The organism is Conexibacter sp. SYSU D00693 (assembly GCF_017084525.1).
GTDB lineage: Bacteria > Actinomycetota > Thermoleophilia > Solirubrobacterales > Solirubrobacteraceae > Baekduia.
Genome location: NZ_CP070950.1, coordinates 1,206,481 through 1,222,869, shown reverse-complemented (window position 1 = coordinate 1,222,869; position 16,389 = coordinate 1,206,481). Strand labels below are relative to the sequence as shown.

Sequence of the window (16,389 nt, the reverse complement as noted above, 5' to 3'; positions counted from 1 at the left end):
GGGGACCTCAACGCGTTCTTCGGCCTCGGGATCAACATGCTCGTCAACGTGCTGGTCCTCGCGGGCCTGTGCGTCGGGGTGGTGAAGATGTCGGGCCACGACGTCTACGAGGTGATCCTCCCGGCGCTCGGCGTCGAGCTGCTGGTCGGCAACCTCTTCTACTTCTGGCTGGCCCGGCGCCTCGCGATGCGCGAGGGCCGCAGCGACGTCACGGCGCTGCCCTACGGCCCGAGCGTCCCGCACATGTTCATCGTCACGTTCGTGATCATGCTGCCGACGTACCTGCAGACGAAGGACCCGGTGCAGGCGTGGCAGGCGGGCCTCGCGTGGGCCTTCATCATCGGCGTGATCATCCTCATCGGCGCCTTCGTCGGGCCGGTCATCCGCCGTCTCACGCCGCGCGCCGCGCTGTTGGGGACGCTGGCCGGCATCTCGCTGACCTTCATCTCGATGCGCCCAGCGGCGCAGATGTGGGAGCACGCGTGGATCGCGCTGCCGGTGCTGGCGATCATCGTCATCGGCTTCGTCTCCGACGTGCGCCTGCCGCGTGGCTTCCCGGTCGGTCTGGCGGCGCTGCTGGTCGGCACGGCCATCGCCTGGATCGGCGGGTACATGTCGGTCGACGACATCAGCGACTCGGCTGAGCAGATCGCCGTCGGCCTGCCGACGCTGAACCTCGACCTGCTCTTCGACGGCCTGGAGGGCATCTCGCCGCTGCTGGCCACCGCCATCCCGCTCGGGATCTACAACTTCACCGAGGCGATGAGCAACGTCGAGAGCGCGGCCGCCGCCGGGGACAAGTACGAGCTGCGCAGCGTCCTGCTGGCCGACGGCACCGGCGCGATCGTGGGGTCGTGCCTGGGCTCGCCCTTCCCGCCGGCGGTGTACGTCGGGCATCCGGGGTGGAAGGCGGCGGGCGGGCGCATCGGCTACTCGCTGGCCACGGGCGTCGTGATCTTCGTGTTCTGCGCGTTCGGGCTGTTCCCGCTCATCGGGGCGCTGCTGCCGACGCCGGCCATCGTCCCGATCCTGCTCTACATCGGCCTGGTCATCGGCTCGCAGGCCTTCCGGGCGGTGCCCAAGGCGCACTACGCGGCGATCGTGTTGGCGTGCGTGCCGAACATCGCGGCGTGGGCGACGGGGTTGATCAACGACTCGCTCGCGGCGGCCGGGACCTCGGCCGAGGAGGTGGGGGGCGAGGCGTTCGCCTCCGCGGGCGTGGTGTACGACGGCCTCCTGCACCTCGGGGAGGGCGCGGTGCTCGCAGGGATGGTCCTCGGCGCGATCTGCGTGTTCATGATCGACCGCAAGTTCGACTGGGCGGCGGGCTACGCGTTCTTCGGGGCGGCGCTCGCGTCGATCGGGCTCATCCACGGAGCGAAGGTCGAGTTCTTCGCGGACGGGGAGATCGCGCTGGGCTACGCCCTGGCGGGCGTCGTCTGCCTCGCCTTCCACCTGCTCGGGGTCCCGCGCAGGGAGGTGGACGTGACCGACCCGGTCGACGTGGAGGACGCGATGCCGGCGGCCCCGCCGGCGGAGCTCGCGCCGCGGGCGCCGGCGCCGGGCGTGCCGGCCTAGGACCAGGCGGCGGCGGTGGCGCTCGGGGAGAGCGCCATCGTCGCCGTGAGGCTCAGCTGCACGTGGTCGATCCGCATGCGCAGGCCGAAGGCCGGGACCGTCGCGGTGATGCCGGGCGCGAGCTCCACCTCGAGCTCCGACGGGCAGCGGGTGAGCTCGTCGAACCGCAGCGCCAGGACGTGGCCGACGGGGATGCCGTCGCTGTCGCGGACCTCGGTGCCGGCGAGCGCGGGGACGTCGCCGGCGCTGCGGGGCCGCGTCGTGCGGCGCGGGGCGGCGCGCTTGACGAGCGCCGAGGTGGCGGCCGACCAGCCGTCGGGCATCCGCGGCAGCTCGACGACGACCGGCGCGGGCTCGAGGTCCGGCGCGGTGGCCACCGGCGGCTCCACCGGGTCGGGCTCGGCGGGGAGCGGGGCCAGGTCGGGCCCGGCGGCGAAGATCGTGACGGCGGCCATGTCGCCTTTGGGGTTCGACGCGCGCGCCGCCGTCCCTCGCGCACGCGCGCGAAGTGCGACACCGGCCGGCTGCAGGTGTGTGACCCCTGCTGCTCAGGCGGCGTTGAGGCGCCGGGCCTAGCCTGGAGGGCGTGATCCGCCGACCGCGCACCTGGCTGCTGGCCTCCGGGGCCTGCCTGGTCCTCCTGGCGCTCACCGGCGTGCTGGCCTACCTCGTGCCGATCGCCCACTGGCACGACAGCGCGGCGCTCCAGGGCTTCGTCGCCCTCAACGAGCCGCAGCGCACCGCGCTGATCGACCGCGTCGCACACCTGGCCGACCCCGTGCCCTACGGGCTCATCGGGTTCGCCCTGGCGGCGGTGGCCGCGGGGCGGGGACGGCCGCGGGTCGCGGTGGCGATCGTCGCGGTGCTCTTCCTCACCGGCCTGACCACCCAGACGCTCAAGCCGCTGCTGGCCCAGCCGCGCTACGACGAGTGGCTCGGGGGCGGGCAGATCGCCGCCGCCTCGTGGCCCAGCGGCCACGCCACCGCGTCGATGACGCTGGGCCTCCTCGCCGTCCTCGCCGTCCCCGCACGCTGGCGCCCGACCGCCGCGGCGCTCGGCGGGATGTTCGCCGTCGCCGTCTCCTTCGCGATCCTCGCCCTGGGCTGGCACTTCCCGTCCGACGTCGTCGGCGGCTACCTCGTGGCCGGGACGTGGGTCGCGCTGGCCGGCGCGGCCCTCACCGCCGCCTCCCGGCGCTGGCCCGAGCGCCCGCGGCCCGAGCAGCCCGCCGGCCCGCGTGACGTCCTGCCCGCCGTCGGCCTGGCCGTCGCGGCGCTCACCGGGGCGGTCGCCGTCGCCGCGAGCCGCCCGCGCGCCGTCCAGGACTTCGCCGCCGAGCACACGAACTTCGTGTTCGGCGCCCTGACGATCACCGTCGCGGCGACCGTCCTCGCCGTGCTGGCGACGATCGCCGCGACCCGGACACGCTCCGCCGCCTAGCCGCCCAGCGCGGTGCCGAGCGCGACCGCGACGCCGAGCTCGACGAGCTTCGCGCCGGCGCCCAGCGTGTCGCCGGTCATCCCGCCCAGGACGCGCCCGGTGACCGCCGACCACAGCGCGACGACGGCCAGCGCCGTCGCGAGGGCGGCGACCGCGTCCTCGCCGCACAGCGCGACGACCGCCGCCGCGCTCACGATCGAGCCCGCGACCGCGACCGCCAGCGGCGGCGTGAGCAGCGCGGCCGACGACCCCGGCTCCGCCGGACCCAGTGCGCGGGCGTGGGCCAGCAGCGCCCACCGCCCAAGCACGTGCGCGCTGACCACCGCCACCGCGAAGTCCCCCGTCGTCAGCGGGCCGAGGGCGAGGACCGGCAGCAGCACCACCACCACGAGCGCGATCGCCCCGAAGGTCCCGACGCGCGGGTCGCGCATGACCTCGAGCCGGCGGGCGCGGTCGACGTGCGCGCCGAAGCCGTCGGCGCAGTCGGCCAGCCCGTCCTCGTGCAGCGCGCCGGTGACCACCACCGCGGCGAGCACCGCCAGCAGCGTCGACGGCCCCGCGGCCAGTCCGAGGACGTCGTCGCCGACCCACCGCACCCCCGCCGCGAGGCCGCCGACCACCGCCCCGACGACGGGGAACCAGAGCGCCGCCCGTCCCAGACCACCCTCGAGCCGGGCCGCCCCGACGGACAGCCGCGTGAGGAAGCCCAGGGCGGCGCGGAGGTCGTTCAGGACTGCGAGGCCCCCGGCTGCCACAGCGGCTCGTCGCCCTCCGTGGCTCCACGGGACAGGATGAAGAGGAGGTCCGAGAGGCGGTTGAGGTAGCGGACGACCTCCGGGTTGCCGTCCTCGACGAGGATGGCCTTGCGCTCGGCGCGGCGGCAGACCGTCCGGCAGACGTGGAGGTGCGCGGCGGCCGGCGACCCGCCCGGGATGACGAACGAGCGCAGTGGCTTGAGCGTCGCGTTGACCTCGTCGCAGCGCTCCTCGAGCCACGTCGTCTGGTCGGGCGTCACGCGCAGGCGCTCCTTGTCGCCGCCGTGCGGGACCGCGAGGTCGGCGCCGAGGTCGAAGAGGTCGTTCTGCACCCGGGAGAGCCAGGGGCGGTAGCGCTCCGGCATCCCCGCCTGCACCAGGGCGAGCCCGAGGTGGGCGTTGAGCTCGTCGACGTCCCCGTAGGCCTCGATGCGCGGGTGGGTCTTGGGCACCCGGCTCATGTCGCCCAGGTGCGTCTCGCCGCTGTCGCCGAGCTTCGTGTAGATCCGGGTGAGGTTGACCGTCACGGCCCGTGAGGCTACCCAGGCGGCATGCTCTGGCGGTGATGCGCGCCGCCGTCCTCGCCCTCGCCGCCGCTGCCCTGGCCCTCGCCGGCTGCGGCGTCGACTCGCGCGGGGGGACCGCCGTCCAGGTCCTCGTCACCACCGGCGAGGGCGGCGCGACCGTCGTGCAGACCGAGGCCGCGCCGAAGGGGACGGTCGAGGCCGGTGACGTCCTGCGCGAGGCCGCGGGCGCCACGATCGACGGCGGGCGCGTCACCGCCGTCGAGGGCGCGGCCGCCAAGGCCGGCCAGCGCTTCGAGCTGCACGTCAACGGCCGCGTCGCCGGGCTGGACGACGACGTCCGCGACGGCGACAGCCTCTGGCTGGACCTGCGGACCGCCGGCTCGCCGGCGACGCCGATCGTCGTCGGCCAGTTCCCGGCGCCGTTCACCACGGGCATCGAGGGCAAGCGGCTGCCGATCCGCGTCGAGTGCATCGACCAGGACGCCGTGCCGTGCCGGGCGGTGCGCGACGCGCTCGTCGAGCAGGACGTCGCGGCCTCGCGCGGCGGGCTGCAGACCTCGCTGGCGCCCGAGACCCTGCGGGTGCTCGTCGGCCCGTGGGACGCGCTGCGGGGCGACCTCGCCGCCCGGACCCTCGAGGACGGGCCGCGGGAGTCCGGCGTCTTCGCCGAGGTGGCTCGCGACGGCAAGACCATCACGGCCCTGGACCACACGGGAAGGTCCGTCCGGCGGCTGGGGGCGGGCAGCGGCATCGTCGCCGGCGTCCAGCTCGAGGGCGCCCAGCCCGTGTGGGTCGTCACGGGCACCGACGCGCGTGGCATCGAGGCGGCCGCCCAGACGTTCAGGCAGGACACGCTGACCGGACGCTTCGCCCTTGCCGTCTCCCCCTCGGGGGAGCTCCCGCTCCCGATCGGCGCGCCGTAGCACGGGGGACCCCTGACACCGGTCGGTGTCCTATAGGGTGCCGCACCCTCATCATGCGGATCGGCGTACCGAAGGAGACCACCTCCGGGGAGACGCGCGTCGCGCTCGTCCCCGAGGTCGTCAAGAAGCTCGTCGCCAAGGGGCACGAGGTGACGGTGGAACCCGGGGCGGGGGAGCGGGCGCTCATCCCGGACCGGCTGTTCGAAGAAGCCGGCGCCACGACCGGCGACCCGTGGGGCGGCGACGTCGTCGTCAAGGTCGCCCCGCCCACGGCCGAGGAGGTCGGCCGCCTGGGCCAGGGGACGCTGCTCATCGGCTTCCTCGCGCCGCTGTCGCAGGCCGAGGGCGTGCGGGCGCTGCGCGACGCGGGCGTGACGGCCATGGCGATGGAGGCGATCCCGCGCATCTCGCGCGCGCAGTCCATGGACGCGCTCTCCAGCCAGGCCAACGTCGGCGGCTACAAGGCCGCGCTGCTCGGCGCGGAGCACGCGACGCGCTTCTACCCGATGCTGATGACCGCGGCGGGCACGATCCCGCCGGCCAAGGTCCTCGTGCTCGGCGTCGGCGTGGCGGGCCTCCAGGCGCTGGCGACCGCCCGGCGCCTCGGTGCCCGGACCACCGGCTACGACGTCCGTCCCGAGGTGGCCGAGCAGGTGCAGTCGCTCGGCGCCGACTGGCTCGACCTCGGCATCGAGGCCGCCGGCGAGGGCGGCTACGCGCGAGAGCTCACCGCCGAGGAGCGCGCCCAGCAGCAGCAGGCGCTCACCGACGCGATCAAGACCTTCGACGTCGTCATCACGACGGCGCTCGTCCCGGGCCGCCCGGCGCCGAAGCTCGTGACGGCCGAGGCCGTCGAGGGCATGAAGCCCGGCTCGGTCGTCGTCGACATGGCGGGCGAGACCGGCGGCAACTGCGAGCTCACCAAGCCCGGTGAGGTCGTCGTCGAGCACGACGTGACGATCGTCAGCCACCTCAACCTGCCGGCGACGATGCCCGAGCACGCCAGCCAGCTCTACGCCCGCAACATCCAGGCGCTGCTGGACACCCTCACCGACGAGGACGGCGGCCTCAAGCTCGACGAGGAGGACGAGGTGCACAAGGGCGCGCTCGTGACCAAGGGCGGCCAGATCGTCCACGAAGGCGCCAAGAAGACCGTGGAGGCCGCAGCCTGATGCCCGACCTGCTGACCGGAGTGCTGGCCGCGGCCGGCACGAGCGAGACGAGCAACCTCGTCACGAACCTGGCGATCCTCGTGCTGGCGGGCTTCGTCGGCTACGCGGTGATCTCCAAGGTCCCGAACACCCTGCACACGCCGCTGATGTCCGGCACCAACGCGATCCACGGGATCGTCGTGCTCGGCGGCCTGCTCCTGCTGGCCGAGGGCGAGGACCTCGGCACGGGCACGACGGTGATCCTCTTCATCGCCCTGCTCTTCGGCGTCATCAACGTGATCGGCGGCTTCGTCGTCACCGATCGCATGCTCGAGATGTTCAAGACCAAGCCGACGCCCAAGGGCGACGCGGAGGGCGACGCCTGATGCAGCTGACCACCCCGCTGGCGTCCGTGCTCACGGACGTCGACTTCAAGGCCTGCCTCTACATCCTGAGCTTCGGCCTGTTCATCTACGGCCTGTCGGGCCTGACCGGCCCGAAGACCGCCGTGCGCGGCAACCGGATCGCCGCGGTCGGCATGGTCATCGCCGTCGTCACGACGCTGCTGGTCGAGGACTTCAACAACCCCGTCCTGATCATCGTCGGCATGGTGCTCGGCACCGCGATCGGCGTGCCCGCCGCGCAGCGGGTGAAGATGACCGCGATGCCGCAGATGGTGGCGCTGTTCAACGGCGTCGGCGGCGGCGCGGTCGCGCTCATCTCCTGGGCGGAGTTCCGCCAGACCGGCGGCTTCGACGGGGTCGCGACGTACATCGCGATCTTCAGCGTCTTCTCGGCGATCGTCGGCTCGGTCTCCTTCTGGGGCTCGAACATCGCGTTCGGCAAGCTCCAGGGCCTCATCAGCGGCGGCTCGATCTCCCTCGGCCCGCTGCAGCTGCCCGTCCAGGCGCTCGTCGCCGCCGGGACGCTGGCCTGTGGCGTGGCGATCGTCGCCGACCCCCAGAGCGAGATCGTCATCGTCGGCCTGCTGGTCCTCTCGGCCGTCTTCGGCCTGCTGCTCGTGCTCCCGATCGGCGGCGCGGACATGCCGGTCGTCATCTCGCTGCTCAACGCGTTCACCGGCCTCGCGGCCGCCGCGGCGGGCGTCTCGCTGGACAACCAGGCGCTGATCGTCGCCGGCATGATCGTCGGCGCCTCCGGCACGATCCTGACCCAGCAGATGGCGGTCGCCATGAACCGCACGATCACCTCGGTGATCGTGGGCGGCTTCGGCGGCGACTCCGTGGCCCCGGCGGGCGGCGGCGACGGCGAGCAGGGCACCGTGCGCTCGACCAGCGCCGCCGACGTGGCGATCCAGATGGCCTACGCCAACCAGGTCGTCGTCGTCCCCGGCTACGGCATGGCGGTCTCCCAGGCGCAGCACGCCGTCCGCGAGATGGCCAAGCTCCTGGAGTCCAAGGGCGTGACCGTCAAGTACGCGATCCACCCGGTCGCGGGCCGCATGCCCGGTCACATGAACGTCCTGCTGGCGGAGGCCGACGTGCCCTACGACCAGCTCAAGGAGATGGACGACATCAACGGCGAGTTCAACCGCACGGACGTCTCCCTGGTCATCGGCGCCAACGACGTGACCAACCCGGACGCGCGGACCAAGCCGGACTCCCCGATCTACGGCATGCCGATCCTCAACGTCGACGAGTCCCAGTCGGTCATCGTCCTCAAGCGATCGATGAACTCGGGCTACGCCGGCATCGAGAACCCGCTGTTCTTCAACCCGAAGACGTCGATGCTCTTCGGCGACGCGAAGGGCTCGATCGAGTCGGTGACGGAGGAGCTGAAGGTCCTCTAGCCCGCGCGGGTCTCGCCGCTGTGGGTGCGAACGCCCCGGCTCCGGCCGGGGCGTTCGTCGTCCTGGGTGGGGTGGGGGCCGCGCTGGCGCGCGCGGGGCGCTGGGCGCTGGGCGCTGGGCGCCGATGACGCCTCGAGCATGAGGTGCATGCTCCAGGCGTCATCCGGCCGGGCTCATCGGCCCTCGGATGAGCGACCCTGGAGTTGACCGCCCATGTGGCGGTCAACTCCAGGATCGCGGTCGGTCGGGTGCGCACGACCCGCGCGGGGCCTGCCGGCCGGCGCCCTCCCACCCTCGATGCAGACACCGGCGGACGCCTCGTGCGCCGGCACCGATCGCGCGGGGCGCCTGCCGGCCTGCGTTCCGCTCGGGCCCGGGCGGCGGGCTCACGCGGGCCCTGTTCGGCACTGAGGAGGGGGAGCGCTTGGCGTTCGCGCCCTCCACGGGCGATCCGGCGGGTCGGCGTTCGCGACCCTGGAGTTGACCGCCCATGTGGCGGTCAACTCCAGGATCGCGGTCGGTCGGGTGCGCACGACCCGCGCGGGGCCTGCCGGCCGGCGCCCTCCCTCCCTCGGTGCCCACAGCGAGCGCACCACACCCGGCGCACGATCCGGACGGATCGCCGGCGCGCGGCGCCCCCGCCCGCACGCGACCCTGTCGATCCCGGTCTCCCGGACCGGAGATGACAGGGTCGCGTGCCGCGGAGGCCTAGACGGCGACCGGGGCCGCCGCCACGTCGCCGCGGCGCGCCGCCTCGGCGTGCTCGCGGGCGTCGCGGGAGGAGATGAGGACCGACGCGAGGATCGCGGCGAGGACGGCGAAGCCGGCTCCCACGAGGAACGCGTCCTGGAAGCCCTCGGTGAGCGCGACGGCCGGGTTGCGCTCGCCGCCGGCGATCGCGTCGTCCGTCGTCGCGGTGGCGATCGTGGACAGGATCGCGAGCCCCAGCGCCCCGCCGACCTGCTGCGAGGTGTTGATGAGCCCCGACGCGAGGCCCGCCTCGTCGTCGCGCGTGCCGGTGACGGCGGCGATCGTGACCGGCACGAACGAGAAGCCGAGGCCTGCCGCAGCGAGCAGCGACGGGAACAGGACGTCGCCCACGTACGTGCCGCCCGGGGCGCTGACCTGCGAGAACCAGGCGAGGCCGGCAGCGACGAAGACCAGGCCGATGATCAGCGTGACCTTGAAGCCGATCTTCGTGACGAGCTGCGAGGCGACGCCGGCGCTGACGATGATCGTCAGGGCCAGCGGCAGGTAGGCCAGGCCGGCCTTCAGCGGCTCGTAGCCCAGCACCTGCTGGAGGTAGAGCGAGATGAAGAAGAACATCGAGAACAGGCCAGCGCCGACGAGCAGGCCCACGACGTTCGCGCCGCGCAGCGTCCGCAGGCGGAAGATGGTGAACGGCACGAGCGGCCGGGCCTGCGCCCGCTCGACGACCACGAAGGCGACGAGCAGCGCCACGGAGATCGCGCCGAGGACGAGCGTCTGGGACGAGCCCCAGCCGGCGTCGTTGGCGTCGACCAGCGTGTAGACGAGCAGGGCGAGGCCCGCGGTCACGGTGAAGGCGCCCGCGAGGTCGAAGGAGCGGTGCTCGGTCTCGTCGCGGCTCTCGGCGAGCATCCGCGGCGCGAGGAAGGCCACGACCGCCGCGATCGGCACGTTCACGAAGAGCACCCACTCCCAGCCCAGGCCGTCGGTGAGCACGCCGCCGAGCAGCACGCCCGCGGCGCCGCCGGAGCCGGCGACCGCGCCCCAGACGCCCAGGGCGGTGTTGCGCTCGGAGCCCTCGGCGAACGTCGTGGTGACGATGGACAGGGCGGCGGGGGAGATGATCGCGGCGCCGAGGCCCTGCACGGCGCGGGCCGCGATGAGCTGGGCCTCGGACTCGGCCAGGCCGCCGGCCAGCGACGCGAGGCCGAAGAGCAGCATGCCGCCGAGGAACATCCGGCGGCGGCCGAGGAGGTCGGCCAGGCGGCCGCCGAGCAGGAGGAAGCCGCCGAAGACGAGCGTGTAGCTGTTGACGACCCAGGAGAGGTTCTCCTGGCTGAAGTGGAGGTCCTGGCCGATGGAGGGCAGCGCGACGTTGACGATCGACGCGTCGAGGACCACCACGAACTGCGCCATCGCCAGGAGGGCGAGGGCGGGCCACTTGGACGGGTGGCTCTGCGGGGAGGAGGTCATGAGGAGGATCCTGTAGAAAGAAGGTGAACTTCGGTTCCGGTTCGCGCCGGAAGATACGGAACCGAGGTTCCGGATGCAAGCTACCCTCCACACCGGATGAGCCAGACGGCCGAGCCCGACCGCCCGCTGCGGGCCGACGCACGCCGCAACCGCGAGCGGATCCTCGCCGCGGCCAAGCAGCTGCTCGCCGAGGCGGGCGCCGACGCGCAGATGGACGACATCGCGCGCCGTGCCGGGGTCGGCGTCGGGACGCTCTACCGCCACTTCCCCACGAAGGACGAGCTGCTCGGCGCGCTGCTCAAGCAGAAGTTCGTCGAGCTCAAGGCCCGCGCCGAGCGCCACCTCGAGCTCGACGACCCGTGGGAGGGCCTGACGGGGATGCTGCGCGAGTCCGCCCTCGCCATGGAGCATGACGTCGGCGAGCAGCGGGTCCTCTGGCAGCTCACCGCGGAGTCCTTCGCCATCGCCCAGCCCGCCCACCAGGAGCTCACCGAGGTGGGCGAGCGGCTCGTGGCCCGCGCGCACGCGGCGGGCGTCCTGCGCCGCGACTTCGAGGCCGCCCACATCCCCACGATGATGTGCGGCATCGGTGCCGCCATCGCGGCCCAGGAGCTCCCCGGGCCGGCGGGCCACGGCTGGCGCGACGTCCTCGAGTTCCTGCTGGCCGGGCTGCGGGCGCCGGGCGCCGACGCGCCAACTGGCTGATCCGCCCGGACAGGTCGCGCGCTAGTCCCTCGCGACCCCCACCAGGAGGAGCAGCCATGCAGGACCTCATCAAGCTGGAGACCCTCGACGTCGACGGCGCGATCCGCGAGACGGCCGAGGACGCCGCCGGGATCGGCATCGACCGCAGCCAGTTCCTCAAGCGCGCCGCGGGCGCCGGTGCCGGCTTCGTGGCCGGCGGCGTGCTGTTCGGCGGCCTGGCGAGCCCGGCGAGCGCCGCGATCTCGACGCGCCGCAAGTCGAAGGCCAACGACGTCAAGATCCTCAACTACGCCCTGACGCTCGAGTACCTCGAGGCCGAGTTCTACCGCGCCGCCCTCGCCGGCGGCGGCCCGAACACCGACCAGCTCAAGGCCTTCGCCCAGGCCACGAGCGCCCACGAGGACGCCCACGTCAAGACCCTCAAGCAGGTCCTCGGCTCGGCCGCGGTCAAGAAGCCGTCGTTCGACTTCGGCGACACCGTGACCGACCCCGCGAAGTTCGCCGCCACGGCCCAGGCGCTCGAGGACACCGGCGTGGCCGCCTACGCCGGCCAGGGCCCGAACATCGCCCAGCGCGCGGTGGTCCAGGCGGCCCTGTCGATCCACTCGGTCGAGGCACGCCACGCGGCCTGGATCCGCTTCATCAACTCGGGCGGCGCCTTCGGCGCCAACGGCCCGGCGCCGCGCTCCTTCGACTCGCCGAAGTCGGAGCGGTCGGTGCTGAAGGTCGTCACCGACACCGGCTTCCTGAAGGGCTAGGGGAGACCGCACGCCCGCCCTGCCCACCCCCTCCACTAGTGGGCAGGGCGGAGCGCGTCGTCGTCCTCGTGCTCGGCGAAGAACCGCACGATCGACGACACGTACTCCGGGAAGCGCGGGCAGTGCAGCCCGTGCCGGCTCAGGACCTCGGCCGCGTTCGTCGTGTCGAAGCGCACCGGGTGGTTGAGGTACATGAGCGACTCGCGCGGCGTGCCCCCGTACAGGGCGCGCACCGCCGAGAAGCGCAGCGCGCCGTCGAGCACGCTCAGCGGGACCTTGATCGACGGCGTCCTGCCCGCGTACTCCTGGGCCAGCAGCCGGAAGATGTCGGCCGAGGAGACGGGCTCGGGGTCGGTCAGGTGCAGCGTCAGGCCCACCGCGCGGTCGTCGCCCGCCGCCGCGGCCATCGCGTCGACGACGAAGTCCACCGGCACGACGTTGAACAGCGCCTCGGGGTTGCCGAGCTGCATGAGCGGCCCGCGGGTCGCCGCGATCGTGCGCAGCATGTAGTACGGCCCGTCGAACTTCTGCGTCTCGCCGGTGCGCGAGTCGCCCACCACGATGGCAGGCCGGAAGATCGTCGTCGGCACCTCGTCCATCGACATCCGCACGAGGACCTCGGCGGCGAACTTCGTGGACTCGTAGTGGTTCTTGAACGCCTGGCCGACGGCGAGCTCGTCCTCGCGCACGAGGCCGGAGCGCAGGCCGGCGACGTACGCCGTGGAGACGTAGTCGTGGCGCTCGAGGCGCTCGCAGTCGCGGCAGAAGGCCAGCACGTGCTGCGTGCCCAGGACGTTGACGCGCTCGGCGATCGCCATGGGGACGGCGAGGTCGTAGATCGCCGCGAGGTGGTGGACCGTGACGGTCTCGGCCCTGAGCTGCTCGTAGGTCGCGTCGTCGAGGCCGAGACGCGGCTGGGTGATGTCGCCGGGGACGATCCGCACGCGGTCGCCGCCGTCGAGCCTCGCCGCCGCGCCACGCGCGCGCTCGACCATCCGCGGCTCGACGAGCGCGGCCACCTGCGCCTCGGGGTCGCCGGCGAGGAGCTTGGGGATGAGCCGGGCCCCGATGAAGCCCGGGAAGCCGGTGAAGAGGATCGTGCGCTGCGCCATCGCGCGGGGAAGCTAGAGCAGCGCGGGCGAGGATGACGCCCCCGTCAGTCAGTCCACGAGCCGCCGCTCGGCGGCCCAGCGCGAGAGCTCGTGACGGCTGGAGAGCTGGAGCTTGCGCAGGACCGCGCTCACGTGGGCCTCGACGGTCTTGGGCGAGATGCCCAGGCGCAGCGCGATCTCCTTGTAGAGGTAGCCGCGAGCGATGTGGCGCAGGACCTCGCGCTCGCGCGCGGTGAGCTGGTCGAGCTGCGGGTCGGTGCCCTCGGCCGGCGTCGCGGCGCCCGCGAACGCGTCGAGGACGAAGCCGGCCAGGCGCGGGGAGAAGACGGCGTCGCCGTCGTGGACCCGCCGGATCGCGTCCGCCAGCTCCGGGCCGGAGATCGTCTTCGTGACGTAGCCGCGCGCGCCGGCGCGCACGACCGCGATGACGTCCTGCGGGTCGTCGGAGACGCTGAGCGCCAGGCACTTGGCGGGCCCCGCGCCGCTGCCGCCCGCCAGCTCGGCCAGCCGGCGCAGGACCTCCTCGCCGCCGCCGCCCGGGAGGTGGACGTCGAGCAGGACGACGTCGGGCGCCAGGCGCGGGATGCACTCCACGGCCTGCGCGACGTCGCCGGCCTCGCCGACCACCTCCACGAGGCCCTGGAGCTCGGACCGCACGCCGGCGCGGAAGAGGCCGTGGTCGTCGACGAGGACGACGCGCAGGAGCGGCTGGGTCATCGCGGGTCGTCCTCCAGGACGAGCTCGACCTCGGTGCCGGCGCCGGGCGCCGCGTGGATCGTCGCGCGGCCCCCGTGGCGGGTCATGCGCCCGAGGATGGACTCGCGCACGCCGCGGCGGTCGTCCGGGACGGCCTGGGGGTCGAACCCCTGGCCGCGGTCGCGGACGAAGACCTCGGCGCGGCCGTCCTCGACCTCGGCGAAGACCTGCACCGGGCCGGCCTCGCCGGCGTGCTTGGCGGCGTTGACCATCGCCTCGCGGGCGGCCGCCACCAGCGCCTCGCCGCGCTGGTCCAGCGGCCGGTCGCCCACCGCCACGACCTCGATGGGCACGCCGTGGTCGTCCTCGACCTCGGCGGCCACGGCCCGCAGCGCGTCGGCCAGGCGCTCGTCGGGCCGCGCGGCGTCGGCCCCGGCCAGCCAGCTGCGCAGCTCGCGCTCCTGGCGGCGGGCGATGGCGGCGACGGCCCTCGGGTCACCGGCCTGCTTCTGGACGAGGGCGAGGGTCTGCAGCACGGAGTCGTGGAGGTGCGCGGCGACCTCGGAGCGCTCCTGCGAGCGGATGCGCGCGGCGCGCTCCTCGCTGATGGTGCGGGCGGCGCGCAGCGCGAACGGGCCGCCGACGAGCGCGAGCGCGGCGACGACCACGAGGACGCTGAGGGCCGCGTCGCGCGCGCCGGCCAGGGCGCCCGAGAAGTGCAGGACCAGGAGCCCGGCGGCGAGGATGAGCGCCGTCCCCGCGCCCGTCCGGGACAGGGCGGCGGCGCGGTCGCGGGTGCTCGGCGGCTCCTCGGCGACCGCCGGCGCCGCCGCGGCGCTGGCCGCGTCACGCGGGCGGGCGGGCTCGTCGGGCGTGGCCCCGACGCGCTCCTGGGACTGGCGCCACACGAGCGCCGCGCCCGCCGCGGCGAGCACGACGGGGAAGACGACGCCGTCGCCGATCCACAGGTCGGCCGCGCGAGCGGCGAGCAGCGCACCGAGGGCGATGCACGCGACGCCCGAGGCGATGAGGAAGCTCCCGGGCCGCAGTCGCGGGGCGCGGGCCTCCTGCGCGGCGTCGACCGACGGCAGCAGTGCCCAGGCCAGGACGTAGAGGGGGATCGCGATGCCCGCGGAGACGGTGAGCACGGCGGCGGCGACGCGCACCAGCAGGACGTCGACGCCCAGGCGCTGCGCCAGCCCCGCGCAGACGCCCGCGACCAGGCCGTTGGCCGGGTCGCGGCGCAGCGGCTGGGCCGCCGGAGGCGCTTGGGCGTCCATCACCGGGATCGTCTCACCCGCGCATGTCGCGCCTCGCCATCCCGGCCGCGACGAGCACCACGCCGACGGTCACGAGGACCGACGGCGAGGCGGTGGAGAAGTCGAGCGTGAGCTCCCCGACCTGGTCGAGCAGGAGCACGGTGCCGAGGGCCATGACGGCGAGGGCGGCGACGAGGGTGGGGAGGTCCGGGCGCCTCACGCGCTGGGGCAGGCCTCGCCGCTCACGCGGACGGTCCCGCGGTCGTCGTCGTCGTCGTCGCGGTGGCGGTCCGGGCCGCGGCGGTTGCGGCGGGCGGTGTCCACCTCGAGGTGGCCGAGGCCGACCGTGCCGTGCAGCCGCAGGCGCGGCCGGGTGCCGGCCGTGCCCGTCACGACCTCCTGCTCGACGTCGATGCCGCCGGACTCCTCGTCGAGGACGCTGAAGGCGCCGACGCCGACGTCGCCCTCGGCGCTGATGCACACGCCCGACGGGACGAGGACGAGCGCGTGCCCCATCCCCACGTCCACGCGGGTCTCGAGCACGCCGCCGCGCGGCCAGGCGGTCTCGCGCAGGTCGAGGGTCAGCTCGCCCATGCCGAGCTTGTACTCGGGGTCGACGTCCGCCCCCGTGGCGGGGCGGTAGGTCCGGTCGCCGATGCCGCCGTCGAGGTCGATGTCGGCGGCGATCACGAGCGCGAGCGGGACGGCCACGACGAGGGCGGCGGGCGCGAGCCAGCGCACGGGGCGCACGAAGGCGCTGACGGCGGCGACGACGCCGAGGGCGATGACGATGCCGGCCGCGACCTCGCCGCCGCCGCTGGCCGCCAGCCAGAACGCGCCGGTGATGCCGGTCCCCACGAGGGCGAGGACCGCGAGGGCGAGCAGGACGCCGCCCGCCACCCGCGCGGCCGTGGGCGGCCGGCCCCCCTGGCGCTCCAGGCCGCGGTAGGCGGCGTAGGCCAGGCCGGCGATGGCGAGGAGCAGGAGGAGGTTGCCGCCGAAGAACCAGCCGCCGAAGCCGCCGTCGATGGCGATGAGCACCGCGACGCCGGCGACGGCGGCGGCGCCGACCGCGAACGGGTGGGTCGTGGCGTAGGTCTGGTCCTGCGGCGTCCCGTCCCCGGCGTCGGCCGGGACGAAGGCCAGGAGGACGAGGTAGCCGACGACGCCCGCGCCGCCGAACACGGTGAGCAGGAGGAAGACGAGGCGCACGATCCACGCGTCGACCCCGAGCGTCCTGCCCAGGCCGGCGGCGACGCCGCCGATGATCCGGTCCTCGTTCGTGCGCAGGAGGCGGCGCGGCGGGGGCTGCTGGCCCGGGCCGGGCTCGGGCGCCGGCTGCTCGGTGGTGGGGGCCTCGTCGGTCATGCCGTGATGGTCGGTCCGCGGGGGCGCCCGCACCATCCGGGATGACCCTAGGGGAGGGGCGGGGATCTCCCTGGGCCGACTGTTCGGAACTCTGGTACGCTGCGCGCCGTGGGCGGTGTTCCGAA

At 74.2% G+C, this 16,389-nt stretch carries 17 protein-coding genes; 8 read left to right on the top strand and 9 right to left on the bottom strand.

Annotated features, from left to right (window positions below; all coding sequences use genetic code 11):
- Nucleotides 1-36: 36 nt before the first annotated feature.
- Nucleotides 37-1,578 carry a regulator gene (locus JUB12_RS06145; protein ID WP_371822319.1) on the top strand — a complete coding sequence of 514 codons (1,542 nt, stop codon included), beginning with the start codon at nucleotides 37-39 and terminating at the stop codon, nucleotides 1,576-1,578.
- On the opposite strand, the gene JUB12_RS06140 is transcribed toward JUB12_RS06145, so the two are convergent.
- Nucleotides 1,575-2,033, bottom strand: a complete 459-nt coding sequence (locus JUB12_RS06140; protein WP_205698742.1) for a hypothetical protein — start codon at nucleotides 2,031-2,033, stop codon at nucleotides 1,575-1,577. The two genes, JUB12_RS06145 and JUB12_RS06140, sit on opposite strands and share 4 nt — an antisense overlap.
- A gap of 131 nt (nucleotides 2,034-2,164) precedes the next feature.
- On the opposite strand from JUB12_RS06140, the gene JUB12_RS06135 reads away from it, so the two are divergent.
- Complete coding sequence (locus JUB12_RS06135; protein WP_205698741.1) at nucleotides 2,165-3,019, top strand: phosphatase PAP2 family protein; 855 nt, start codon at nucleotides 2,165-2,167, stop codon at nucleotides 3,017-3,019.
- Here JUB12_RS06135 and cobS read toward each other — a convergent pair.
- Both cobS and JUB12_RS06125 read right to left on the bottom strand, forming a co-directional pair.
- Nucleotides 3,016-3,774, bottom strand: a complete 759-nt coding sequence (gene cobS / locus JUB12_RS06130) for an adenosylcobinamide-GDP ribazoletransferase (protein WP_205698740.1) — start codon at nucleotides 3,772-3,774, stop codon at nucleotides 3,016-3,018. The two genes, JUB12_RS06135 and cobS, sit on opposite strands and share 4 nt — an antisense overlap.
- Nucleotides 3,747-4,301 carry a cob(I)yrinic acid a,c-diamide adenosyltransferase gene (locus JUB12_RS06125; protein WP_205698739.1) on the bottom strand — a complete coding sequence of 185 codons (555 nt, stop codon included), beginning with the start codon at nucleotides 4,299-4,301 and terminating at the stop codon, nucleotides 3,747-3,749. Before JUB12_RS06125 ends, cobS begins: the two co-directional genes overlap by 28 nt.
- A gap of 38 nt (nucleotides 4,302-4,339) precedes the next feature.
- Between JUB12_RS06125 and JUB12_RS06120 the strand changes: the two genes are divergently transcribed.
- From JUB12_RS06120 to JUB12_RS06105, 4 genes are read left to right on the top strand one after another with little or no spacing between them, the layout of a single operon-like run.
- Nucleotides 4,340-5,224, top strand: a complete 885-nt coding sequence (locus JUB12_RS06120; protein WP_205698738.1) for a hypothetical protein — start codon at nucleotides 4,340-4,342, stop codon at nucleotides 5,222-5,224.
- Between the two features lie 53 nt (nucleotides 5,225-5,277).
- The gene (locus JUB12_RS06115) at nucleotides 5,278-6,396 is read left to right on the top strand and encodes a Re/Si-specific NAD(P)(+) transhydrogenase subunit alpha (protein WP_205698737.1); all 1,119 of its coding nucleotides are present in this window, start codon (nucleotides 5,278-5,280) and stop codon (nucleotides 6,394-6,396) included.
- Complete coding sequence (locus tag JUB12_RS06110; RefSeq protein ID WP_205698736.1) at nucleotides 6,396-6,761, top strand: NAD(P) transhydrogenase subunit alpha; 366 nt, start codon at nucleotides 6,396-6,398, stop codon at nucleotides 6,759-6,761. The genes JUB12_RS06115 and JUB12_RS06110 overlap by 1 nt, the downstream gene beginning before the upstream one ends.
- Complete coding sequence (locus JUB12_RS06105; protein WP_205698735.1) at nucleotides 6,761-8,185, top strand: NAD(P)(+) transhydrogenase (Re/Si-specific) subunit beta; 1,425 nt, start codon at nucleotides 6,761-6,763, stop codon at nucleotides 8,183-8,185. Before JUB12_RS06110 ends, JUB12_RS06105 begins: the two co-directional genes overlap by 1 nt.
- A gap of 708 nt (nucleotides 8,186-8,893) precedes the next feature.
- Here JUB12_RS06105 and JUB12_RS06100 read toward each other — a convergent pair.
- Complete coding sequence (locus tag JUB12_RS06100) at nucleotides 8,894-10,366, bottom strand: MFS transporter (protein WP_205698734.1); 1,473 nt, start codon at nucleotides 10,364-10,366, stop codon at nucleotides 8,894-8,896.
- A 96-nt stretch (nucleotides 10,367-10,462) separates the two neighbouring features.
- On the opposite strand from JUB12_RS06100, the gene JUB12_RS06095 reads away from it, so the two are divergent.
- Both JUB12_RS06095 and JUB12_RS06090 read left to right on the top strand, forming a co-directional pair.
- Complete coding sequence (locus tag JUB12_RS06095) at nucleotides 10,463-11,071, top strand: TetR/AcrR family transcriptional regulator (protein ID WP_205698733.1); 609 nt, start codon at nucleotides 10,463-10,465, stop codon at nucleotides 11,069-11,071.
- A gap of 56 nt (nucleotides 11,072-11,127) precedes the next feature.
- Nucleotides 11,128-11,829 (top strand): ferritin-like domain-containing protein, encoded by a 702-nt coding sequence (locus tag JUB12_RS06090; RefSeq protein ID WP_205698732.1) that lies wholly within the window; start codon nucleotides 11,128-11,130, stop codon nucleotides 11,827-11,829.
- A 35-nt stretch (nucleotides 11,830-11,864) separates the two neighbouring features.
- Here JUB12_RS06090 and JUB12_RS06085 read toward each other — a convergent pair whose 3' ends face one another.
- From JUB12_RS06085 to JUB12_RS06065, 5 genes are read right to left on the bottom strand one after another with little or no spacing between them, the layout of a single operon-like run.
- On the bottom strand, nucleotides 11,865-12,941 hold the full coding sequence (locus JUB12_RS06085; RefSeq protein WP_205698731.1) for an SDR family oxidoreductase: 1,077 nt from the start codon (nucleotides 12,939-12,941) through the stop codon (nucleotides 11,865-11,867).
- Between the two features lie 48 nt (nucleotides 12,942-12,989).
- Nucleotides 12,990-13,658, bottom strand: coding sequence for a response regulator transcription factor (locus tag JUB12_RS06080; protein WP_205698730.1), 669 nt, complete (start codon nucleotides 13,656-13,658; stop codon nucleotides 12,990-12,992).
- Complete coding sequence (locus JUB12_RS06075; protein ID WP_205698729.1) at nucleotides 13,655-14,917, bottom strand: ATP-binding protein; 1,263 nt, start codon at nucleotides 14,915-14,917, stop codon at nucleotides 13,655-13,657. The genes JUB12_RS06080 and JUB12_RS06075 overlap by 4 nt, the downstream gene beginning before the upstream one ends.
- 13 nt (nucleotides 14,918-14,930) lie before the next feature.
- Entirely contained in the window at nucleotides 14,931-15,116 is a 186-nt protein-coding gene (locus JUB12_RS06070; RefSeq protein ID WP_205698728.1) for a hypothetical protein, read from the bottom strand.
- Nucleotides 15,113-16,264, bottom strand: a complete 1,152-nt coding sequence (locus JUB12_RS06065; RefSeq protein WP_205698727.1) for a PspC domain-containing protein — start codon at nucleotides 16,262-16,264, stop codon at nucleotides 15,113-15,115. The genes JUB12_RS06070 and JUB12_RS06065 overlap by 4 nt, the downstream gene beginning before the upstream one ends.
- Nucleotides 16,265-16,389 lie beyond the last annotated feature (125 nt).